Annotated in this window: 18 protein-coding genes; 9 read left to right on the top strand and 9 right to left on the bottom strand. The window is 64.2% G+C overall.

Features of this window, described 5'->3' with window-relative positions; all coding sequences use genetic code 11:
* Positions 1–208 precede the first annotated feature (208 nt).
* A complete protein-coding gene (locus QZ471_RS13815) occupies positions 209–670 on the top strand; it encodes an Lrp/AsnC family transcriptional regulator (protein ID WP_027597697.1) in 462 nt (153 codons plus the stop codon).
* A gap of 7 nt (positions 671–677) precedes the next feature.
* Here the strand turns inward: QZ471_RS13815 and QZ471_RS13820 are convergent, their stop codons facing one another.
* Positions 678–887, bottom strand: coding sequence for a hypothetical protein (locus QZ471_RS13820; RefSeq protein WP_295464611.1), 210 nt, complete (start codon positions 885–887; stop codon positions 678–680).
* A gap of 82 nt (positions 888–969) precedes the next feature.
* Entirely contained in the window at positions 970–1,377 is a 408-nt protein-coding gene (locus QZ471_RS13825; protein WP_295464613.1) for a response regulator, read from the bottom strand.
* A 395-nt stretch (positions 1,378–1,772) separates the two neighbouring features.
* Here QZ471_RS13825 and QZ471_RS13830 point away from each other — a divergent pair, with 395 nt between their 5' ends.
* Positions 1,773–3,518, top strand: a complete 1,746-nt coding sequence (locus tag QZ471_RS13830) for a glycoside hydrolase family 5 protein (RefSeq protein ID WP_295464615.1) — start codon at positions 1,773–1,775, stop codon at positions 3,516–3,518.
* A gap of 58 nt (positions 3,519–3,576) precedes the next feature.
* Here the strand turns inward: QZ471_RS13830 and QZ471_RS13835 are convergent, their stop codons facing one another.
* The 7 genes from QZ471_RS13835 to QZ471_RS13865 form a co-directional block, all read right to left on the bottom strand.
* Complete coding sequence (locus QZ471_RS13835; RefSeq protein WP_295464617.1) at positions 3,577–4,128, bottom strand: ATP-dependent Clp protease proteolytic subunit; 552 nt, start codon at positions 4,126–4,128, stop codon at positions 3,577–3,579.
* A 133-nt stretch (positions 4,129–4,261) separates the two neighbouring features.
* On the bottom strand, positions 4,262–5,059 hold the full coding sequence (locus QZ471_RS13840; protein WP_295464618.1) for a universal stress protein: 798 nt from the start codon (positions 5,057–5,059) through the stop codon (positions 4,262–4,264).
* 139 nt (positions 5,060–5,198) lie between these two features.
* On the bottom strand, positions 5,199–6,350 hold the full coding sequence (locus tag QZ471_RS13845) for an acyl-CoA dehydrogenase family protein (protein ID WP_295464620.1): 1,152 nt from the start codon (positions 6,348–6,350) through the stop codon (positions 5,199–5,201).
* A 14-nt stretch (positions 6,351–6,364) separates the two neighbouring features.
* Positions 6,365–7,417 (bottom strand): enoyl-CoA hydratase/isomerase family protein, encoded by a 1,053-nt coding sequence (locus QZ471_RS13850; RefSeq protein WP_295464622.1) that lies wholly within the window; start codon positions 7,415–7,417, stop codon positions 6,365–6,367.
* The gene (gene mmsB / locus QZ471_RS13855; RefSeq protein ID WP_295464624.1) at positions 7,414–8,310 is read right to left on the bottom strand and encodes a 3-hydroxyisobutyrate dehydrogenase; all 897 of its coding nucleotides are present in this window, start codon (positions 8,308–8,310) and stop codon (positions 7,414–7,416) included. Before mmsB ends, QZ471_RS13850 begins: the two co-directional genes overlap by 4 nt.
* Before the next feature lie 13 nt (positions 8,311–8,323).
* On the bottom strand, positions 8,324–9,838 hold the full coding sequence (locus QZ471_RS13860; RefSeq protein WP_295464626.1) for a CoA-acylating methylmalonate-semialdehyde dehydrogenase: 1,515 nt from the start codon (positions 9,836–9,838) through the stop codon (positions 8,324–8,326).
* Positions 9,835–11,568, bottom strand: coding sequence for an AMP-binding protein (locus QZ471_RS13865; protein ID WP_295464628.1), 1,734 nt, complete (start codon positions 11,566–11,568; stop codon positions 9,835–9,837). The genes QZ471_RS13860 and QZ471_RS13865 overlap by 4 nt, the downstream gene beginning before the upstream one ends.
* Before the next feature lie 208 nt (positions 11,569–11,776).
* Here QZ471_RS13865 and QZ471_RS13870 point away from each other — a divergent pair, with 208 nt between their 5' ends.
* From QZ471_RS13870 to QZ471_RS13900, 7 genes are all read left to right on the top strand, one after another.
* The gene (locus tag QZ471_RS13870) at positions 11,777–12,733 is read left to right on the top strand and encodes a LysR family transcriptional regulator (RefSeq protein WP_295464630.1); all 957 of its coding nucleotides are present in this window, start codon (positions 11,777–11,779) and stop codon (positions 12,731–12,733) included.
* A gap of 98 nt (positions 12,734–12,831) precedes the next feature.
* Positions 12,832–13,278 carry a hypothetical protein gene (locus QZ471_RS13875; protein ID WP_295464632.1) on the top strand — a complete coding sequence of 149 codons (447 nt, stop codon included), beginning with the start codon at positions 12,832–12,834 and terminating at the stop codon, positions 13,276–13,278.
* Between the two features lie 355 nt (positions 13,279–13,633).
* A complete protein-coding gene (gene tig / locus QZ471_RS13880; RefSeq protein WP_295464634.1) occupies positions 13,634–14,944 on the top strand; it encodes a trigger factor in 1,311 nt (436 codons plus the stop codon).
* A 90-nt stretch (positions 14,945–15,034) separates the two neighbouring features.
* Positions 15,035–15,676: an ATP-dependent Clp endopeptidase proteolytic subunit ClpP gene (gene clpP, locus QZ471_RS13885; protein WP_007162222.1), complete on the top strand. Its 642-nt coding sequence runs from the start codon at positions 15,035–15,037 to the stop codon at positions 15,674–15,676.
* 110 nt (positions 15,677–15,786) lie between these two features.
* Positions 15,787–17,067, top strand: a complete 1,281-nt coding sequence (clpX, locus tag QZ471_RS13890) for an ATP-dependent Clp protease ATP-binding subunit ClpX (RefSeq protein ID WP_295464639.1) — start codon at positions 15,787–15,789, stop codon at positions 17,065–17,067.
* A gap of 126 nt (positions 17,068–17,193) precedes the next feature.
* A complete protein-coding gene (lon, locus tag QZ471_RS13895; protein ID WP_295464641.1) occupies positions 17,194–19,590 on the top strand; it encodes an endopeptidase La in 2,397 nt (798 codons plus the stop codon).
* Between the two features lie 173 nt (positions 19,591–19,763).
* Positions 19,764–21,623 (top strand): SurA N-terminal domain-containing protein, encoded by a 1,860-nt coding sequence (locus tag QZ471_RS13900; RefSeq protein WP_295464643.1) that lies wholly within the window; start codon positions 19,764–19,766, stop codon positions 21,621–21,623.
* Positions 21,624–21,630: the final 7 nt, after the last annotated feature.

Here is a 21,630-nt window from a genome sequence, read left to right on the forward strand (position 1 = left end):
GGTAGGGGGTACGGACGGGTCGCGGGACGGGTTGGCCGTCCGGGTGCGATGCAGGGTGCCACATGGTGGAGGCCTCGGCATTCTTGTTATTGGGTCACCTGAGTATAGGCCGGCATTGCTAGCCGTTTTGCCGCAATTTCGAGGTGGGCAGAGCGAGATTTTGGTGCTATTGAACTCTCTACAAGAACAACAGTAGAGGTTTTGCACCATGGCTGGTCTGGACCGCATCGACCTGCGCATCCTCAATGCCCTGTCCGCCGATGGTCGCCTAAGCTGGCGCGATCTGGCACAGAAAATCGGGCTATCGCTGACCCCGACGCTACGCCGGGTCAAGCGGCTGGAGGAGGAGAGATACATCCAGGGCTATCACGCCCAACTCGACGAGACGCGCCTGGCCGGCAGCGTCAGTGTCTTCGTTTCGGTACGCCTGGAAAAGCAATCCACCGACTACCTGCGTGCCTTCGAACGGGAGATCGTCAAGGCGCCCCAGGTGATGAGCTGTTTCCAGATGACCGGCGATGCGGACTATGTGCTGCGGGTGGTAGTGCAGGATCTTGCGGCCTATCAGCACTTTCTCGCCGAGACCCTGACCTGCATTCCCGGGGTGGCCAGCGTGACCTCGGCCTTTTCACTCAAGGCGGTGTTGCTGCGACCGGCACCGCCACTCTGAGGGTGGCTCAAAGGGCTAGCGAGCGACGGGCCTGCTGCGCCTGTTGCTCGCAATAGCGCACGTCCTGCAATTGGGCGATGTCGAGTATCAGGGTGACGAAGCGCCGACCTTCAGTATCGCTGATGCGCACGGGCAGGGCGCCGTCGGGTGCCAGGGGGCCGAATAGACAATCGATGTTCTTGAGGCAGGAAACGAAACGCTGGGTCAGGACGTACATGGCGGGCCAGACTGATCGTTGAGGTGGCGATGTGACACTATTCACACCGCCGCGGTTCCTCAAGCGACCTGCGACCGAAGGGTCAAACGCTGGGTGTGACGGAGTAGGCGACGCCGTTGACGGTATCGATCAGCTGACCGATGGACCAGGGCTTGGGCAGGAAGCGCACCTTGCACTTGATGCTCGCCGTGGACGGCGTCTCGTAGCCGGACATGACGATGATGGGCATGTCTGGCCAGCGCTGGCACACCAGGTTTGCCAGTTGCGCGCCGTCCATGGAACCGGGCATGCGGATGTCCGTCAGGAGGATGTCGATGTTGGCCTCTTCCTTTTCCAAAATCGGCAGAGCGGCATCGGCGGAGTCAGCGGCGATGATGTTGAAGCCTTCGGGTTCGAGGATCTCACGGACGAAGTCCGCTACCAGAGGCTCGTCGTCCACCACCAGGAGAGTGGGGCGGAAGACTGGGGTTCCCGGCTGTTCTGCGCGCATGACTGGACCTTATATACAAGACGTTGCTGAGCCTTGGAAAGCGGTGCCAAGAGAAAATTCCCTGCTTGAGTAAGGGCTAGTCTCTGGCGTCAGATTTCCGTCTAAAGGTATTAATTCTTTCACCAAAGGCGGCGTTTCCGCCCTGCGACGCTGTGTCACGCATATTTGGTTACGTTTTACGCAACGCCTCTAGTCTGGTGTTTTTAGCGCTGCCCGTGGCGGAAGATCGTGGAATTAAGCCTGCGTCAGAAAATAGCTGGCATATGACTTGTATTAGTCAGACCAACTGCAGGACGCAGAGATATTTGTCACGTCCCAGTGGCCTTACCTTGAACCCAGGCTTTGCTCGTACACAAAGGACATCGACGCCACGCCTCCCAAAGCAGTATCTGTCCATGACTCCTATCCGCCCCTTCGTCACCGCCCTCCGTCGCCCGCTCGCCGCGGTCGCTACCGTCATCGCCCTGTCTGCCGCGGTCGCCCAGGCGGAACCCGTCAGCCTGGTCGGGTTGAACCTGTCCGGCGCCGGCTTCGCACCCCAGGTGCTGCCCGGCATCAACGGCACCAACTACATCTTCCCGGTGGAGGCCTACTTCCAGCAGTGGAGTGCCCGGGGCGTCAAGCTGATCCGCTTCCCCATCATCTGGGAGCGCCTGCAGCCGCAGTTGGGCGGGCCGCTGGACAGTGCCTACGTGGCCCTGGTGAACCAGACCTTCGGCTACGCGCAGAAGCATGGCATCAAGATCATCCTCGACCTGCACAACTACGCCCGCTATCGCGGCCAGGTGATCGGGACCAGCGGTGTGCCCTATGCCCGCTATCAGGAGATCATGACCCATATCGCGCGGCAGTGGAGCGGCCAGTCGTCGCTGTACGCCTACGACATCATGAACGAGCCCCACGACGCCATGGCCTACTGGCCTACCGCGGCCCAGTACGGCATCAATGGCGTGCGCGCGGTGGACAGCTCGCGGCCGGTCATCGTCGAGGGCAATGGCTGGTCCAGCGCTACCCGTTGGGCGGAGTTCAACGACGCGCTGCTGGGCCTCAAGGACCCCGCCAACAACATCATCTTCTCGGCACATTCCTACTTCGACGAAGACGCTGGCGGCAGCTACGACAAGACCGACGTCAACAAGCTCGATGCCAACTACGGCGTCACCCGCGTCAAGCCCTTCGTCGACTGGCTGAAGAAGAACGGCAAGCGTGGCTACATCGGTGAATTCGGGGTGCCGGACAACAACCCGCGCTGGAACCTGCTGATGGATAACATGCTGGCTTACCTCAAGCAGAACTGCATCCCGGCGTCCTACTGGGCGGCGGGCCCTGGCTGGGGCAGCTACTTCATGTCGGTGGAGCCCATCAACGGCCAGGAGCGCCCGCAGTGGCCGACCCTGCGCAAGTACCTGGACGACAGCAGCTGCACGGCCATCGGCCCGGTCGCCAGCGGTAGCACCACACCCTCGACCGGGAGTAGCGGTACGGGTAGCAGTGGCTCCACGGGCGGCAATACCGGTGTCGTGGACAACGGTGGCAACAGCGGCAGCTCCGGCAACAGCGGCAGCAACGCCGGGGTAGAGACGCCGGCCACCGCCGGCACCGTGACCTCGGTACTGAACGACTTCACCAACCCGGACTGGCTCAAGGGCGTGTTCCGTAGCAAGGCCGCCGTCTCGGTACCTGGTACCGCGGTGAACCGCGCCGCCTTCAAGGCCGGCGCCTACCTGACCACCGCGGATGGCCAGGTGCGGCGGATTTCCTCGGTACAGGCCGGCACCAGCCTGGGCGTCTTCACCGAGGGCGCACCCTTCAACGGCAACGCCGTGGGCTATCCGAAGACGGTGACGGTCTCGCCCACTGGAGTGACCAGCACTGCCAGCGTCAGCTCGGCCATCAATGACTTCACCAACGCCGACTGGAACCGCGGCATCTACCGTCGCGCCGCTGCCGTCTCGATCCCGGCCACCGCGGAAAATCGCTCGAGCTTCAAGGTAGGTGGCTCGGTGCGGTTGAGCAATGGCCAGGTGGTCAAGATCAGCTACGTCCAGAGCGGTGCCAGCAACCTCGGGATCTTCCTCGACACGAGCCGCCTGGATGCCAGCGTCGGCTATCCCAACAAGCTGGTGTCCTTCAGCCGCTGATAAGTGACGCTTCAGACCAGACCCGAGGGATCATCACCCTCGGGTCTTTTTTTGCCGGTCAGAGATGAATGAAGCTGGTGACGTCACCGGGCTGCGGCGCGCATTCGTCCACCGCGTGGATGACCCCGGTCGTAAGGGCCGCTTCCGGGCTCAGCAGCCGGGCGTTGGCCTTGAGGCAGCTATGGATGTCCAGGGCTTCCGCCGCGCCGGCGGTGCGCTCGGCGACGATGCGAGCGTACAGGTCCAGATCGTAATCCAGGCACATGGCGTACTCGGCCATGCGCGCATGATCGACCGAATTGTTCAGGTTCCAATAGAAGGAGTGGTACAGGAACTTACTGTGCCGGCTGGCGGTGCGGTGCTGACCGGCTAGGAACAGGATGTTGCCCATGGATTCCACGGTGCCCAAGTTGTGGGTATGCACCGGTACCGGCAGGGACAACAGAAAGTTGTACATCGTGAAGCCGTAGCTGCAATCGCCGCCCATGGTGGCGATTTTGAGCAGGATACGCGAGGCATCCTGCTGGACCGCTTGGGAGCAGTGGGCGATCAGCTGGCCGCAGCTGGTGGAGTTGATGGGACCGGTGAAATGGATGACATGGGTGCTCATGGGGGCCTACCGACGCGCCAGGGGTCCGGCGGATGGCCGGACCCTACCTAAGCTGCTTCGGCGGCGAGCGCAGAGGCTTGAGCCTGGCTGTCGGCTTGCCGACGAAGCGCGTGCCAGACGGATGGACTGCCGCTCAGCGCAACAACAGCAGCGGCACCTCGGTCTTGTGCAGCAGCTGGGTAGTCCGGCTGCCGCGCAGGAAGCGCCAGACCGAGGAATGGCTGTAGGCGCCCATGATCAGCAGATCGGCGCGGCGCTCGTCCAGGTGGCGCGGCACGATGCGTTCCACGTCACCCCTGGCCACCGTGGTGTCGATGCGGCAGCCGGCGCTGCGCAGCAGCAGCGCCAGGTCTTCCAGGCGTTTGCGCAGGGTGGGATCGTCTTCCCCGACGCGCAGCAGGGTGCCACTCATGCCCGCCAGCAAGGGGCTGCGGGCCAGGGCCAGCACGCCCTGATGGGTGGCTTCCCGGCCATCGTAGGCGATGGTGAACTGGCGGGGCGTCTTGAACGGGCCGGAACACACCAGGATCGGTCGGTGCACGGCGCGCACCACGGCTTCCAGCTGGCTGCCGATGCCATTGGCGCCGGAACGCTCGCCGCGCTTGCCGATCACCAGCAGGCGGGTATCGGCTTCCAGGGTCTTCAGGGTGTCGATCAGACCGTCGGGGCGCTGCAGGATCTGGGCGGGGAGGGTCAGTCCCTGCTGCAGCAGGCGCTGGCGGGCGTTCAGCAGCAGGGCCTTGGCCGTTCCGCTGCCCTCGTCGTCGACAAACACCGGGGCGCCGTTGGCGACCTTCTGCCCGCTGGCGGCGGCTTCCTGCACATGCAACAGGGTGACCGGCGCATCCAGCCGCCGCGACAGCCAGGCGGAGTGATCGCAGACGCTCTCGGCGTGGGGGGAACCATCGATGCAGGCGAGCAGGGAGGCCATAGCGTTGATCCTTGGCGAAAGCGGGGTACCAGCGCGACCCCAGCCCTGAGCGTAGCACCCGTCGCAGGCCGTCCAGATGACCTGGAGATGTCAACTTCGGCTTTTGCTGGACAGGTCACGGCCAGCATCCCGGACGCCCTCACATTTCGTAGCGATCGAGTTCGCGGGTGATCAGCAGGCGCTGGATTTCGCTCGATCCTTCATAGATCTGGGTGATGCGAATGTCGCGGTAGTAGCGCTCCACCGGATAGTCCTCCAGGTAGCCATAGCCGCCATGGATCTGGATGGCCTTGGAGCAGACCCATTCGCCGATCTCGGTGGCGAACAGCTTGGCCTGGGAGGCTTCGCTGAGGCAGGGCTGGCCGGCTGTGCGCAGGCGCGCGGCATGGAGGATCAGCAGGCGCGCGGCGTTGAGCCGGGTGTGCATGTCCGCCAGCATGTTGGCGATGCTCTGGTGCTGGATGATGGCCTTGTCGAACTGGATGCGCTCGCGGGCATAGCCCAGCGCTGCTTCGAAGGCCGCGCGGGCGATCCCCAGCGCCTGGGCAGCGATGCCGATACGACCGCCTTCCAGGTTGGAGAGGGCGATGGCCAGCCCCTTGCCACGCTCGCCCAGCAGGTTGGCCGCCGGGATACGGCAGTTGTCCAGGGTGACGGCACAGGTGTCGGAGGCGCGCAGACCCATCTTGTGTTCGGTGCGTTCGACGCGAAAGCCGGGGGTGTCGGTGGGTACCAGGAAGGCTGACAGGCCCTTCTTGCCCAACTCCGGATCGGTCACCGCGAAGACGATGGCCAGCCCGGCACGCCGGCCGTTGCTAACGAATTGCTTGCTGCCGCTGAGTACCCAGCTGTCGCCGTCCAGCACCGCTCGGGTGCGCAGGTTGTGGGCTTCTGAGCCGGCTTGAGGTTCGGTCAGGCAGAAGCAACCGATCACCTTGCCGGCCGCCAGGTCGGGTAGCCAGCGATCCTGCTGTTCGGCGCTGCCGTAGCGCAACAGAGGGCCACAGCCCACCGAGCTGTGGATGCTCATCAGCGCGCCCAGGCTGCCGTCACCGGCGGAGATTTCCTCCACCGCCAGAGCATAGGCGACGTAGTCCAGGTAGCTGCCGCCCCATTGTTCCGGCACCACCATGCCCAGCAGGCCGAGTTCGCCCAACTGCGCGACGATGGCGTCGTCGATCCATTCGGCCTTCTCCCAATCGCGAGCACGCGGTGCCACTTCGCGGCGGGCGAAGTCCCGGGCCAGGTCGCGGATCATGCGTTGTTCTTCGGTGAGTTCGATGTCATGCATGGCAGAGGTCTCGCTCAGGCGTGGCGAAAATCGGCGAAAAAGGCGCTGACCCGGTGGGGATCGAGATCCTCCCAGCGGGCCGGGTTCCAATGCGGCGTGCGGTCCTTGTCCACCAGCATGGCGCGTACCCCCTCGACGATCTCGCCCTTCTCGAACCAGCGGCGATCCAGGTGCAGTTCCAGCGCGAAGCACTGTTCCAGCGACAGGCCGCTGCCCTGGCGCAGCAGCTCCAGGGTGGTGGCAACGGCCAGCGACGAACGGGCATCCAGGGTGGCGAGCGTCTCGCGCGCCCAGTCCTGGAAAGCGGGACGGCTTTCCGCGTGGAGACCTTCGCGCAGCTCACCGACGGTCGCGGCGGCAAAATGCTCGGCGATGGCCGGGCGCAGATCGGTCAGGCGCGCGTCCTCGGCGGGTGCAGCGGCGAATTCGCGGAGCAGGGCGGCCAGATCGGTCGGGCCTTGGGCGGTGGCTGCTTCCAATCGCTGCAGCAGTTCGGCGTTCGCCGCTTCGGGAATGAAGACGTCGGCCAGGCCTGCCGCCAGGGCGTCGGCCGGGCCGATCTGCACGCCGGTCAAACCTAGATAGAGGCCCAGGTGGTCGGGCAGGCGCGGCAGGAAGTGACTGGCGCCAACATCGGGAAAATAGCCGATGGCCGTCTCCGGCATGGCCATCCGCGTCCGTTCGCTGACGATCCGCAGCCGCGCCGCCTGCACCAGGCCCATGCCGCCGCCCAGTACCAGCCCATGGGCCAGGGCCAGGATCGGCTTGGGATAGCGGTGCAGGGCCAGGTCGAGGGCGTACTCTTCATTGAAGAAGGTCAGGTGTAGATCGTCGCCGCGCTGATAGCTGTCGTACAGCGCCCGGACATCACCGCCGGCGCAGAAGGCCTTGGGCCCGTTGCCGCGCAGCACGAGCACCCGCACGGCGGCGTCGTACTCCCAATCATGCAGCGCCCCGTGCAGGGCGCGAACCATCTCCAGGTCCAGGGCATTGAGCCCGGCCGGGCGATTCAGGGTCAGGTAGCCGACCCCTCCGCGTCTTTCCAGCAGTACCTTGGCCTCGCTCATGCACCGTCCCCGTCCAAGTAGTCCTGGATGATGGCCGAGAAATCCAGGCCACCGCCACCGGCGCGGCTGAATCTCTGATACAGCTGCTGCGCCACCGCCCCGAGGATCACCGGCTGGCGCACGGCGCGGGCCGCCTCGGTGGCCAGGCCCAGGTCCTTGAGCATCAGGTCGGCGGCGAAGCCTCCTTGGTAGCCGCGGGAGGCGGGCGCCTGGGGCAGGACATCGGGATAGGGATTGTTCACCTCCGAACTCCAGCAGCGCCCGCTGCTGGTATTGATCACCCCAGCCAGGGTCTTGGCATCCATGCCCAGGCGGGTGCCCAGGGCCATGGCCTCGGCCACCCCGACCATGGAAATGCCCAGCAGCAGGTTGTTGGCTACCTTGGCCACCTGGCCGTTGCCGCTGGCGCCGCAGTGCACCAGGTTGCGGCCCATGGCGGCGAGTAGCGGCTGGGCCCGCTGGAACCCGGCTTCGCTGCCACCGACCATGAAGGTAAGGGTGCCGGCCGCAGCGCCGCCGGTGCCACCGGAGACCGGAGCGTCCAGCAGTTCCAGTCCACGTTCGGCGGCGGCCGAGGCCACGGCACGCGCACTGAGTGGATCTATGGTAGAGGAGTCGATCAGCAGGGTGCCCGGCCGGGCGTGGGCGATCAGCCCGTCTTCGCCCAGATAGACCGTCTTCACATGGGCGGCCGCGGGCAGCATGGTGATGATCACCTCGGCGCCACCATCCGCTACCGCGGCAGGGGAGGCGGCCACCTCGGCACCCTCGGCCTGCAGGGCAGCGAGGGCCGCGGCGGAGACGTCGTATACGGTCAGCCGATGGCCGGCCTTGAGCAGGTTGCGGGCCATGGGGGCGCCCATGTTGCCCAGTCCCAGAAATCCAATGTGCATGCTGGCGACTCCCTTATTTGAGGGTGATGGTGGTATTGACGACCCCGGTTCCGCCAACCTCTTGCTCGTCCGGCCAGCGCGTGGTGATGGTCTTGGTCTGGGTGTAAAAGAGCACCGCCTGCTTGCCGTAGGGTCCCAGGTCGCCCAGCTTGGAGGCCCGCGAACCGCTGAAGGAGAACAGCGGCACCGGTACCGGGATGGGCACGTTGATGCCCACCTGCCCGACGTCGATATCTTCCTGGAAGCGCCGCGCCGCGGCACCGGAACGGGTGAAGAGGGCGACGCCGTTTCCGTTGGGGTTGGCGTTGATCAGGGCAATGGCCTCGTCGAGGGTGGCCGCGTGCATCACGCAGAGCACCGGGCCGAACAGCTCTTCGCGGTACAGCGTCATCTCCGGGGTCACGCCGGAGAACAGGGTGGGGCCGACGAAGTTGCCCTTCTCATAGCGCTCGACCTGGATGTTGCGACCATCCAGCTCCAGGGTCGCGCCTTCGCTCACCCCGCGTTCGATCAGGCCACTGACCCGGTCCAGCGCCTGGCAGGAGATCAGCGGGCCGACGTCGGTGCCGTGCTCGTTACCTGCCCCCACCTTTAGGCTGCGCGCCTTGGCTACCAGATCCGGCACCCAGTTGTTGGCTTCTCCTACCAGCACTACCACCGAGACCGCCATGCAGCGCTGACCGGCCGCACCGAAGGCGGCGCCCACCAGATTGGCCAGGGTCTGCTCGCGGGGCGCGTCGGGCATTACCACCGCGTGGTTCTTGGCGCCCATCATGCACTGGACCCGCTTGCCGGCTTCGCTGGCGCGGCGATAGACGTGGGTGCCGACGCGAGTGGAGCCGACGAAGGACAGCGCCTTGATATCCGGGTGATCGCACAGCGCATCCACCACTGCCGGTCCGCCATGGACCACGTTGAGCACCCCGGGCGGCACCCCGGCTTCCAGCGCCAGCTCGGCCAGGCGCATGGTCACCAGCGGATCCTGCTCCGACGGCTTGAGGACGAAGGTATTGCCGCAGGCGATGGCCATGGGAAACATCCACAGCGGAATCATCGCCGGGAAGTTGAAGGGGGTGATGCCGGCGCAGACGCCCAGGGGTTGCAGCAGGGTGTAGGTGTCCACGCCGCTGGCGACATTGTTGGCCAGTTCGCCCAGTTGCAGGTTGCCGATGGCCGCCGCGTGCTCCACCACCTCCAGGCCGCGGAAGACATCGCCCTCGGCGTCGGCCAGGGTCTTGCCCTGCTCGGCGGTGAGCAGCGCGGCCAGTTCGCTCATATGTTCGCGGATCAATTGCTGATAGCGCAGGAAGATGCGCGCCCGGGCGCCGATGGGCGTCTTGCGCCAGGTGGCGAAGGCCGCCTTGGCGCTGGCCACGGCGCGCTGCACCTCTTCAGCTGTGGCGAAGGGCACCCGCGCCAGCACCTCCTGGGTCGCCGGATTGATCACCTCGCGGCTTTCGCGACTGGTGGAGGTGACGAACTGGCCGTCGATCAGCAGCGGCACTTCTTTGATGGCGGTCTGGGTCATGACAGGGATTCCTGGGCAGTGGCGGCGGAAGCGGGAGCAGGGCGGTCGGCGAAGTCTTCTTCGGCGTAGTCGTGGAGGTCGGCGATGCTGCTGGCGCGGCGCTGGGCCTCGCCCAGGCGCAACTCGATGCGGCGGATCTTGCCGGACAGCGTCTTGGGTAGTTCGCTGACGAATTGCAGGCGCCGCACCCGCTTGTAGGGCGACAGGCAGCCACGGGCGAAGCCGAGCAGCTCCTGTGCGAGCGTGGGCGAAGGCGCGTGGCCGGCGGCCAGGATGACGAAGGCCTTGGGCACGCTGAGGCGCAGCGGATCGGGACTCGGCACCACGGCCACCTCCATCACCGCCGGATGCTCGATCAGCGCGCTTTCCAGCTCGAAGGGGCTGATGCGATAGTCCGCCGACTTGAAGACGTCATCGGCCCGGCCGACGAAGGTGATGTAGCCCTCGGCGTCACGCACCGCGGTATCGCCGGTACGGTAGTGGCCGTCGCGCATCACCTCGGCGGTCTTCTCCGGGCTGTCTTCGTAACCCAGCATCAGCCCGGCCGGACGTGGCTGGAGCGCCAACGCTACCTCGCCGTCGTCGCCCGCCCGGCCATCGGCGTCCAACAGCTGGATCTGGCAGCCGGGCAGGGGCCGGCCCATGGAGCCGGGTTTGAGCGGCTGGCCGGGCGTGTTGCCCACCAGCGCCGTGGTTTCCGACTGGCCGAAGCCGTCGCGCAGTGTCAGCCCCCAGGCGTCCTGCAAGCTGTCGATGATCTCGGGATTGAGCGGCTCGCCCGCCCCGACCAGCTCACGCAGCTGCAGCCGGTCGCGATAGGCCGCGAGATCTTCCTGGATCAGCATGCGCCACACTGTGGGCGGCGCGCAGAGACTGGTCACCGGATAGCGCGCCAACACCTCCAGCAGCGCCTGGGGCTTGAAGCGCGGTACGTCATGGATGAACACACAGGCGCCGGCGTTCCAGGGCGCGAAGACGCAACTCCAGGCATGCTTGGCCCAGCCGGGGGACGAGATGTTGAGATGGACGTCGCCGGGCTGCAGGCCTATCCAGTAGAGCGTGGACAGGTGCCCGACCGGGTAGCTGCTGTGGCTGTGCAAGACCAGCTTGGGCCGCGAGGTGGTCCCCGAGGTGAAATACAGCAGCAGCGGATCCGTAGCGCGGGTCGGGCCATCCGGCAGGAAATCGCTGGCACAGGCGGCTGGCGCATAGGGTTGCCAGCCGGCCACCGGCGCCCCGACGCAGATGCGGGTGAGGCCAGCATCCAGACTGGCGCAGCGTTCGGTGTGAGCGCTGCCCACCACCAGGTGGGCGATGCGCCCGCGCTGTACCCGATCCTGCAGATCGGCGTCGCTGAGCAGGGTGGTGGCAGGTACTACCACGGCGCCCAGCTTGAAGGCGCCCAGCAGGGTCTCCCAGAGCGCCACCTCATTGCCCAGCATCACCAATATGCGCTCGCCGCGGCGAACACCCTGAGCGCGGAGGAAATTGGCGGCGCGATTCGACGCCAGTCGCAGCTCGGCGAAGCTATAGCGCTCCTCCCGGCCTTCGGCATCCAGTCGCCATAGCGCCGGACCGGACTGCTCCTCGGCCAGGCGATCGAAATGGTCCAGTGCCCAGTTGAATTGCTCCAACTGCGGCCAGCGGAAATCGCGCACGGCGGTGGCGTAGTCGGTGCGGTGGCGCAGCAGGAAGTCCCGCGCTTCGCGAAAGGCGTCGCCGGCCGTCATGGGCGATACTCCGCGACCTGCAGCGGTGGGAGGGTAGGGCAGCGTCCGGCCTGGCGCCGGGATGGGGCGTGAGGGTGGGTCATGGTGGCCTGCTCTTTATTATTGTTGGCTAGCAGAGGTTCGCGCCATCACCGCTCGTGACGCGACCTGGTAAGCAGTATAGTTCCGGCAAAAGTCCCCTGGCTTCCGACAAAAACGCCCGACCGATATGCAAAAATCCAATAACCCGGCTGGGCGTCTCGACTGGGACGATCTCAGATTCTTTCTCGAAGTGGCGCGTACCCAGAAGGCCAGCGCCGCGGCGCGGCGGCTGGGGGTCGACTACACCACCGTCTCGCGGCGGATCGCCGCGCTGGAAAAGGCGCTGGGCGCGCTGCTGTTCGAAAAGTCGCGCAGCACCGGTTTCAGCCTCACCATGGAAGGGCAGCGTCTACTGGTGCACGCCGAAACCCTGGAAAGTACCCTGCAGACGGCCTGCGAGCAGATCTCCGATACCCGGCTGGCACCCTCCGGCCAGGTGCGCATCGGCGCCACCGAAGGCTTCGGTAGCTACTTCGTCGCGCCCCAGTTGAGTTTCTTCCAGGAGCGCTATCCCGGCATCGCCCTAGACGTCTTGCCGGTGCCGCACTTCATCAATCTGTCGCGCCGCGAAGCCGATATCGCCATCACCCTGGAGCGCCCCGAACGCGGGCCCTATGTCTGCCGCAAGCTGTGCGACTATCGGCTGCGCCTCTACGCGACGCCGGCCTACCTTGCGCGTCATCCGCCCATCGAGCAGCTGGCAGATCTGCAGAGCCACAGATTCATCACCTACGTCGATGATCTCGCCTTCAGTCCCGAGCTGCTCTATCTGGAGCGGATCCTGCCCGAAGCTAGCAGCGGCCTGCGCAGCACCAGCGTTATCGCCCAGTACCAGGCGGCTCTGTGCGGGCACGCCCTGGCCATCCTGCCGTGCTTCGTCGCCGAACCCGATCCGCGCCTGGTGGCGCTGCTGCCGGAGCAGATCCAGATCACCCGGCAGTTCTGGCTCTATTACCGCGAAGACCTGCGCCGCCTGCGGCGCATCACCCTGGTCACCGATTACCTGCGTGCCTGCACCGACGCCAATCGCGACTTCCTGCTGGGTGACACCCGCGCGCCGGTACTGGGCTGGCCCACGCCCTGAAGCCCGTCGCCGATCGGTGCGGCACCCCGGGACCCGGCTGGGGTCTCAGAGCTGTCGGTCGTCCGTCGACGGCCTCCAGTGAATAGATGGGAACGGCAATGGAACGATATCAGGCATTGAGTCAGGCGCTGAGCAAGGCGGCCGAACGCGAAGAAGCCTATTGGCAGGGACTGGAGCGCCGCCTGCAGGAATTGCCGGACTGCTTCACCCGCTACCTGGGCCTGACCCCGGCGGATCAGGTGGATGCCGGCCTGGGCCTGGAAAAGCGTGTCGATGGCAACATCGTGCGCGAACTGGAGGTCTATGCCCGCTATGACCTCACGGTGATCGTCGATGACCTGGCCGGCACGCCCCAGACCTTCGCCATCGGCCTGTCGTTCTTTTATACCAACGATCACTTCGTGCTGAAGGAGCGCGAGGGCGAATTCTCCGTCGCCCTGGAGCCCCAGGACGATCCCGACCGCTTCTGGGCCGAAGGTTGCCGGGAAATCTACGATTCCCTGGCGCGGCGCATCCGCGGCAAGACGCTGCCCGCCATCGAGTGACCGCAGGCGATGCGACACTGCGGCCTTAAATAGCATCAGTATCATCCATCTTTCAGCGTCCGGGCGTTGAGGCCAGGTCCTGGTCGGTCCTGGCAATCCCGTGATGCCCCGTTTCTCGTCCCTGCCATACGGCGAGAGCGCCGCGGCCAGCGAGCTAGGGGCTGATTTCACCGGACTGTCTGCTCTGAGGCTGGGCGCCGCAGCCTTCGGTGATCGCCTGGCTCGCTACTGCAGCGGCGGGAATCGCAGCTCTGGATCAAGTCAGGTGACTTCGCTTGAGACTGTCTCTAGAATGGTCGCCCTTGATTCTGGGGGGCCGGAAAGCCGGCCTGTTCTTGTGCCACGAGGAATATCCATGCAAGTTTCCGTTGAAAACACCTCTGCTCTCGAGCGTCGCATGACCATTGGCGTGCCGGCCGAGCGTATCGAAACCGAAGTGAACAAGCGTCTGCAGCAGACTGCCCGACGCGCCAAGGTTCCCGGTTTCCGCCCGGGCAAGGTACCCATGAGCGTCATTCGCCAGCGCTACGAAGCCTCGGCTCGTCAGGAAGCCTTGGGTGATCTCATTCAGGAAACCTTCTACGAAGCCGTCGTCGAGCAGAAGCTCAACCCGGCTGGCGCCCCCGCCGTCGAACCCAAGGTGTTCGAGAAGGGCAAGGATCTGGAATACGTCGCCACCTTCGAAGTCTTCCCCGAATTCGAAGTGAAGGGCCTGGACGGCATCGAGATCGAGCGTCAGGACTCCAGTGTCGAAGACGCCGACATCGACAAGATGCTCGACGTGCTGCGCAAGCAGGGCACCCGCTACGAAGCCGTTGACCGCGCTGCCGCCAACGACGACCAGGTCACCATCGACTTCGTCGGCACCCAGGACGGCGAAGCCTTCGCCGGCGGTTCCGCCGAAGGCACCAAGCTGGTCCTGGGCTCCGGTCGCATGATCCCTGGTTTCGAAGATGGCCTGGTCGGCGCCAAGGCTGGTGACGAGCGCGTGCTCGACCTGACCTTCCCCGAGGATTACCAGAACCTGGACCTGGCCGGCAAAGCCGTGCAGTTCAAGGTCACCGTCAAGGAAGTGGCCGCGCCCGAGCTGCCCGAGCTGAACGAAGCCTTCTTCAAGCAATTCGGCGTGGAAGAGACCACCGTCGAAGGTTTCCGTGCCGAAGTGCGCAAGAACATGGAGCGCGAACTGCGCCAGGCGCTCAAGACCAAGGTCAAGAACCAGGTCATGGACGGTCTGCTGGCCGCCAACCAGATCGACGTACCGGCTGCCCTGATCAGCAACGAAGTGGATCGTCTGCGCGTCCAGGCCGTCCAGCAGTTCGGTGGCAACATCCAGCCCGACCAACTGCCGGCCGAGCTGTTCACCGAGCAGGCCAAGCGCCGCGTGCTGCTGGGCCTGATCATCGCCGAGATGGTCAAGCAGTTCGAGCTCAAGCCCGATGACGCCCGCGTCCGCGAGCTGATCGAAGAGATGGCCGCGGCCTACCAGGAGCCCGAGCAGGTAGTGAAGTGGTACTACCAGAACGAGCAGCAACTGAACGAAGTGCGTTCGGTTGTACTGGAAGAACAAGTCGTGGATACTGTCCTTAAGCAGGCAAAAGTCACCGACAAGCAGGTCTCCTACGAGGACGCGGTCAAACCGGCCGAGGCTCCGCAAGCAGCCTGATCTGCCTGAACTCGCTAGTCCGCATAAGCCAGCCTCGAGCTGGCTTATGTGTTTTTGACAGGTCATCCAGATAGGGAGCTAGTGCAGGACATGTCCCGCAATTCTTACATGCAATCCATGCCCGATATTCAAGCCGCTGGCGGTCTGGTACCCATGGTGGTGGAGCAATCCGCCCGTGGCGAGCGCGCCTATGACATCTACTCCCGACTGCTCAAGGAGCGCGTCATCTTCCTGGTCGGCCAGGTCGAGGACTACATGGCCAACCTGGTCGTCGCCCAGCTGCTGTTCCTGGAGGCCGAGAATCCTGACAAGGACATCCACCTCTATATCAACAGCCCGGGTGGTTCGGTGACCGCTGGCATGTCGATCTACGACACCATGCAGTTCATCAAGCCGGACGTTTCCACCATCTGCATCGGCCAGGCCTGCAGCATGGGCGCGCTGCTGCTCGCCGGCGGCGCCGCCGAGAAGCGTTTCTGCCTGCCGCACTCGCGGATGATGATCCACCAGCCCCTGGGCGGCTTCCAGGGTCAGGCTTCGGACATCGAGATTCACGCCCGTGAAATTCTCACCATCCGTGAGCGTCTGAACAAGGTGCTGGCGCATCACACCGGTCAGCCGATGGACGTGATCGCTCGCGATACCGACCGTGACAACTTCATGAGTGGCCCCGAAGCCGTTGCCTACGGCCTGATCGACAAGGTCCTCGAGAAGCGCAACATCCCCGCCTGACCCCGCCTCGACCACCTGCCCAGGCGCCGGTCGTTTGGGCAGGTAGGCTTGAAAAACCGTGCAATTGGCTCCATCTTGTTGATGTAAGCACATTCCATTGGATCGATCGAATGACAGATACGCGCAATAGCGACGATAACGGCAAGCTGCTTTACTGCTCCTTCTGTGGCAAGAGTCAGCACGAAGTACGCAAGTTGATCGCTGGACCCTCCGTCTTCATCTGCGACGAATGCGTCGACCTGTGCAATGACATCATCCGCGAGGAAGTCCAGGAAGCCCAGGCCGAGAGCAATGCGCACAAGCTGCCGGCGCCGAAGGAAATCAGTGGCATCCTCGACCAGTATGTCATTGGTCAGCAGCGTGCCAAGCGTGTCCTCGCGGTTGCCGTCTACAACCACTACAAGCGTCTGAATCAGCGTGAGAAGAAGGACGACGTCGAGCTGGGCAAGAGCAACATCCTGCTGATCGGCCCGACCGGTTCCGGCAAGACGTTGCTGGCAGAAACGCTGGCGCGGCTGCTCAACGTCCCCTTTACCATCGCCGATGCCACCACTCTGACCGAAGCCGGTTACGTGGGTGAAGACGTCGAGAACATCATTCAGAAACTGCTGCAGAAATGCGACTACGATGTGGAAAAGGCCCAGATGGGCATCGTCTACATCGACGAGATCGACAAGATCTCGCGCAAGTCCGACAACCCCTCCATCACCCGTGACGTCTCGGGCGAGGGTGTGCAGCAGGCACTGCTAAAGCTGATCGAGGGTACCGTGGCCTCGGTACCGCCCCAGGGTGGCCGCAAGCATCCCCAGCAGGAATTCCTGCAGGTCGATACGCGCAACATCCTGTTCATCTGCGGTGGCGCCTTCGCTGGCCTGGAGAAGGTCATCCAGAATCGCTCCACCAAAGGTGGCGGCATCGGCTTCAATGCCGAGGTGCGCAGCCAGGAGCTGGGCAAGAAGATCGGCGAATCCCTGCGGGATGCCGAGCCCGAGGATCTGGTGAAGTTCGGTCTGATTCCGGAGTTCGTCGGTCGTCTGCCGGTCATCGCGACCCTGGACGAGCTGGACGAGCCGGCACTGATGCAGATCCTCACCGAGCCGAAGAACGCCCTCACCAAGCAGTACGCCAAGCTGTTCGAGATGGAAGACGTCGATCTGGAGTTCCGCCCCGATGCACTCAAGGCGGTCGCTCGCAAGGCCTTGGAGCGCAAGACCGGCGCCCGTGGCCTGAGATCCATCCTCGAAGGCATCCTGCTCGAGACCATGTACGAGATTCCTTCGCAGAAGGATGTCAGCAAGGTGGTCATCGACGAGAGCGTCATCGATGGCAGTTCCCAGCCGTTGCTCATCTATGAGAACAACGAGCCGGCGAAGGCGGCACCAGACGCATGACAAAAGGGGCTTCGGCCCCTTTTTCATTTCCGCAACGGTTGTATTTTGCGGCGGTCAACCTCATGTTAGAGAAAACCGAGGCCTTAACCGCATCTGCGGCCGATTATTTGCCGAGACCCGTATCCCATGACTACGACGATAGAACTTCCCCTGCTGCCCCTACGTGACGTAGTGGTCTATCCCCACATGGTCATCCCGCTGTTCGTCGGAAGGGAAAAGTCCGTCGAGGCCCTGGAAGCCGCCATGGCCGGCGACAAGCAGATTCTGCTGGTCGCCCAGAAGAATCCCGGCGATGACGATCCCGCCGCGGACGACATGTACCACATGGGTACCGTCGCCACCGTCCTCCAACTGCTGAAGCTGCCCGATGGCACCGTCAAGGTCCTGGTCGAAGGCGAGCAGCGTGGGCGGATCGACTCCTTCGTCGAAAACCAGAATTACGCACGGGCCCTGGTCACCCTGATCGATGACAGCGAGGCGCCGGATCGTGAGTCCGAAGTCTTCTCGCGCAGCCTGATGAGCCAGTTCGAACAGTACGTGCAACTGGGCAAGAAGGTCCCCGCCGAGGTGCTGTCGTCCTTGAACAGCATCGAAGACCCCAGCCGCCTGGTCGATACCATGGCGGCGCACATGGCGCTGAAGATCGAGCAGAAGCAGGAGATCCTGGAGATCACCGAGCTGGGTGCGCGCGTCGAGCACGTGCTGGCCCTGCTGGATGCGGAAATCGACCTGCTGCAGGTCGAGAAGCGCATCCGTGGCCGCGTCAAGAAGCAGATGGAGCGCAGCCAGCGCGAGTACTACCTCAACGAGCAGATGAAAGCCATCCAGAAAGAGCTGGGTGATATCGACGAAGGGCACAACGAGGTCGATGACCTCAAGCGCCGCATCGAAGCCGCTGGGCTGCCCAAGGACGCCCTGGCCAAGGCCACTGCTGAGCTGAACAAGCTCAAGCAGATGTCGCCCATGTCCGCCGAGGCGACCGTGGTGCGCTCCTACATCGACTGGCTGGTGAATGTCCCGTGGCAGGCCGAGAGCAAGGTCCGTCTGGATCTGGGACGTGCCGAGGAAGTCCTCGACAAGGACCACTACGGTCTCGAGGAAGTCAAAGAACGCATCCTCGAATACCTCGCCGTGCAGAAGCGCGTGAAGAAGGTCCGTGGCCCGGTGCTTTGCCTGGTCGGTCCGCCCGGGGTGGGCAAGACCTCCCTGGCCGAGTCCATCGCCCGTTCCACTGGCCGCAAGTTCGTGCGCATGGCCTTGGGCGGCGTGCGTGACGAAGCCGAGATCCGGGGTCACCGCCGTACCTACATCGGCTCCATGCCGGGTCGCCTGATCCAGAAAATGACCAAGGTCGGGGTGCGCAATCCGCTGTTCCTGCTCGACGAAATCGACAAGATGGGCAACGACATGCGCGGGGACCCGGCATCGGCGTTGCTGGAAGTACTCGATCCCGAGCAGAACCATACCTTCAACGACCATTATCTCGAAGTGGACTACGACCTCTCCGACGTCATGTTCGTCTGTACCGCCAACTCCATGAATATCCCGGCGCCGCTGCTGGATCGCATGGAAGTCATTCGGCTGCCCGGCTACACCGAAGACGAAAAGGTCAACATCGCCACCCGCTACCTGATTCCCAAGCAGATCAAGGCCAATGGCCTGAAGAAGGGTGAGGTGGAGTTCGACGAGGCCGCATTGCGCGACGTCATTCGCTACTACACCCGCGAAGCGGGCGTGCGCAGCCTGGAGCGCCAGGTGGCCAAGGTCTGCCGCAAGGTGGTCAAGGAGCACGCCCTGAGCAAGGCGCGTACCGCCAGCGTCACCGTGGATTCCCTCGAGCACTGGCTGGGCGTGCGCAAGTTCCGCTACGGCCTGGCCGAGCAGCAGGATCAGATCGGTCAGGTCACCGGCCTGGCCTGGACCCAGGTGGGTGGCGAACTGCTGACCATCGAGTCCGCGGTTGTCCCCGGCAAGGGCCAGATGATCAAGACCGGCTCCCTTGGCGATGTCATGGCCGAATCCATCACCGCGGCCCTGACCGTGGTGCGGAGTCGCGGTCGCAGCCTGGGCATTCCCAAGGACTTCCACGAGAAGCACGACATCCACATCCACGTTCCCGAAGGCGCCACGCCCAAGGACGGCCCGAGCGCCGGTATCGGCATGTGCACGGCGTTGGTCTCGGCCGCGACGCGCATCCCGGTACGCGCCGATGTGGCCATGACCGGCGAGATCACCCTGCGGGGTCAGGTGCTGGCCATCGGTGGACTCAAGGAAAAGCTGCTGGCGGCGCACCGTGGCGGCATCCGCACCGTGATCATTCCCGAGGAAAACGTGCGTGATCTGCGGGACATCCCGGACAACATCAAGGCCGACTTGCAGATCAAGCCGGTCAAATGGATTGACGAGGTCTTGGAGGTTGCGCTGCAATACACCCCGGAACCGCTCCCGGACGATGGTCCGGAGCTCGTCAGCAAGGACGAGAAGCGGGAGCAGGAGGGCAAGGAGCGCGTCAGTACCCACTGATGGCGCTGCGGGCTCGATAGGCGGGCCGCCGGAATTCGTTCTGGGTGCGCCGCTGTCCTGCTGGATGCAAGGTCCTTGATCGACGAAAAGGCGCATCTCGAGATGCGCCTTTTCGCTATTTGGTATTCGACGATTTCGCCATGGCCGGTCCGGCCACAGCTCGTGGGGGGAACATGCTACAAAACATCAGGGACCGTTCTCAGGGATGGATTGCCAAAGTCATCATAGGATTCATCATCCTGCTGATGGCACTCACCGGCTTCGAAGCGATCATCCGCGCGACCGGCCACCAGGGCGCCGTGGCGCTGGTCAACGGTGACGAGATCAAGCAGACCGATCTCGCCCAGGCAGTGGAAATGCAGCGTCGCCAACTGCAACAGCAACTGGGCCAGGGCTTCGACCCGTCCACGCTGGATGACCGCCTGCTGCGCGAATCCGCACTCAAGGCTCTGATCGATAAGCAGCTCATCCTGCAAGCCGCCAAGGCCGATCACTTCGCCTTCTCCGAACAGGCGCTGGATCAACTGATCCTGAACACCCCCGAGTTCCAGACCGAGGGCCGTTTCGATCCGCAGCGTTTCGATCAGGCCGTGCGCCAGATGAACTACACCCGTCTGCAGTTCCGCGACCTGCTGCGCGATGAGATGCTGATCGGCCAGTTGCGTGCCGGCATCGTCGGTAGCAACTTCGTCACCGACGCGGACATCGAGGCCTTCGCCGCCCTCGAACGCCAGACTCGCGACTTCGCCATGCGCACCGTCAAGGCCTCGAGCAACGGCATCGTCCCGACCCAGGAGGAAATCCAGGCCTACTACGACAGCCACAAGAACGACTTCATGACCCCCGAGCAGGTGGTCATCGAGTACGTGGAGCTGAAGAAGAGCGATTTCCTGGCCAAGGCCAAGGTCGACGAGAGTCGTCTGCAGGCTGCCTATAAGTCCGAGATCGCCAATCTGTCGGAGCAGCGTGACGCGGCGCATATCCTCATCGAGGTCAACGACAAGCAGACCGACGAACAAGCCAAGGCCAAGATCAAGCAGATCCAGGAGCGCCTGAACAAGGGCGAGGACTTCGCCAAGCTCGCCAAGGAGTTTTCCCAGGACCCCGGTTCGGCCGCCAATGGTGGGGACTTGGGCTTCGCCGGTCGTGGCGTCTACGACCCGGCCTTCGAGGAAGCCCTCTACGCCTTGGCACCCCAGCAGGTGTCCGCACCGGTGCGTACCAGCTTCGGCTGGCACCTGATCAAGCTGCAAGGCGTACAGGCGCCGGAAGTACCGACCCTGGCCAGCGTCCGTCCGCGTCTAGAACAACAGCTCAAGGCCGAGGATGCCGATCGACTGTTCGTCGAGGCGGGTCGCAAGCTGGAAAGCTCCGCCTACGAGTCGTCCGATCTGGGCCAGCCGGCCCAGGAGCTGGGGTTGCAGGTGAAGACCAGTGCCCCCTTCGGGCGCGAAGGCGGCGAAGGTGTCACCGCCAACCGCCAGGTGATCGAGGCGGCTTTCAGCGAAGACGTCATGCGTAACGGCGCCAACAGCGCTGCCTTGCAGCTCGATCCGGAAACCCTGGTGGTGCTGCGCGACAAGGAGCATCGTACGCCGCAACTGCAGTCGTTGGAGCAGGTGAAGGGCGAGATCGTCACCCGTCTGACCCAGGAGAAGGCTGCGGCCGTGGCCAAGGCCGCTGGTGAAGAGCAGCTCAAGACCCTGCGCGACGGTGGCAAGGCACCAGCCGGCGACTGGCGTACCGTCGAGGCGGCCACCCGCAATCAGGACGGCATCGATCCCCAGGTGCTCCAGGCGGTGTTCCGTATGGCCAAGCCGGAGAGCGGCAAGCAGCCATCCTACGCCGGTGTCAGCCTGCAGAACGGCGACTTCGTGGTGCTGCGCCTGCAGGGCGTTGGCGTACCCAAGGAAGCCCTCAGCACCGAGGATAAGGCCCTGTACCGGCGCTACCTGGCGTCGCGGGCCGGACAGGTCGATTTCGCGGCCTATCGTCGAGCCCTGGATGCCAAGGCCGAGATCAAGCATCTCTGATAGAAGA

This window comes from uncultured Pseudomonas sp. (assembly GCF_913774235.1).
Lineage (GTDB): Bacteria > Pseudomonadota > Gammaproteobacteria > Pseudomonadales > Pseudomonadaceae > Chryseomonas.

Excerpts from the sequence above, each read along its gene's own strand:
- QZ471_RS13815 (WP_027597697.1), top strand. The coding sequence starts at position 209 with ATGGCTGGTCTGGACCGCATCGACCTGCGCATCCTCAATGCCCTGTCC.
- QZ471_RS13820 (WP_295464611.1), bottom strand. The coding sequence starts at position 887 with ATGTACGTCCTGACCCAGCGTTTCGTTTCCTGCCTCAAGAACATCGAT.
- QZ471_RS13825 (WP_295464613.1), bottom strand. The coding sequence starts at position 1,377 with ATGCGCGCAGAACAGCCGGGAACCCCAGTCTTCCGCCCCACTCTCCTG.
- QZ471_RS13830 (WP_295464615.1), top strand. The coding sequence starts at position 1,773 with ATGACTCCTATCCGCCCCTTCGTCACCGCCCTCCGTCGCCCGCTCGCC.
- QZ471_RS13835 (WP_295464617.1), bottom strand. The coding sequence starts at position 4,128 with ATGAGCACCCATGTCATCCATTTCACCGGTCCCATCAACTCCACCAGC.
- QZ471_RS13840 (WP_295464618.1), bottom strand. The coding sequence starts at position 5,059 with ATGGCCTCCCTGCTCGCCTGCATCGATGGTTCCCCCCACGCCGAGAGC.
- QZ471_RS13845 (WP_295464620.1), bottom strand. The coding sequence starts at position 6,350 with ATGCATGACATCGAACTCACCGAAGAACAACGCATGATCCGCGACCTG.
- QZ471_RS13850 (WP_295464622.1), bottom strand. The coding sequence starts at position 7,417 with ATGAGCGAGGCCAAGGTACTGCTGGAAAGACGCGGAGGGGTCGGCTAC.
- mmsB (WP_295464624.1), bottom strand. The coding sequence starts at position 8,310 with ATGCACATTGGATTTCTGGGACTGGGCAACATGGGCGCCCCCATGGCC.
- QZ471_RS13860 (WP_295464626.1), bottom strand. The coding sequence starts at position 9,838 with ATGACCCAGACCGCCATCAAAGAAGTGCCGCTGCTGATCGACGGCCAG.
- QZ471_RS13865 (WP_295464628.1), bottom strand. The coding sequence starts at position 11,568 with ATGACGGCCGGCGACGCCTTTCGCGAAGCGCGGGACTTCCTGCTGCGC.
- QZ471_RS13870 (WP_295464630.1), top strand. The coding sequence starts at position 11,777 with ATGCAAAAATCCAATAACCCGGCTGGGCGTCTCGACTGGGACGATCTC.
- QZ471_RS13875 (WP_295464632.1), top strand. The coding sequence starts at position 12,832 with ATGGAACGATATCAGGCATTGAGTCAGGCGCTGAGCAAGGCGGCCGAA.
- tig (WP_295464634.1), top strand. The coding sequence starts at position 13,634 with ATGCAAGTTTCCGTTGAAAACACCTCTGCTCTCGAGCGTCGCATGACC.
- clpP (WP_007162222.1), top strand. The coding sequence starts at position 15,035 with ATGTCCCGCAATTCTTACATGCAATCCATGCCCGATATTCAAGCCGCT.
- clpX (WP_295464639.1), top strand. The coding sequence starts at position 15,787 with ATGACAGATACGCGCAATAGCGACGATAACGGCAAGCTGCTTTACTGC.
- lon (WP_295464641.1), top strand. The coding sequence starts at position 17,194 with ATGACTACGACGATAGAACTTCCCCTGCTGCCCCTACGTGACGTAGTG.
- QZ471_RS13900 (WP_295464643.1), top strand. The coding sequence starts at position 19,764 with ATGCTACAAAACATCAGGGACCGTTCTCAGGGATGGATTGCCAAAGTC.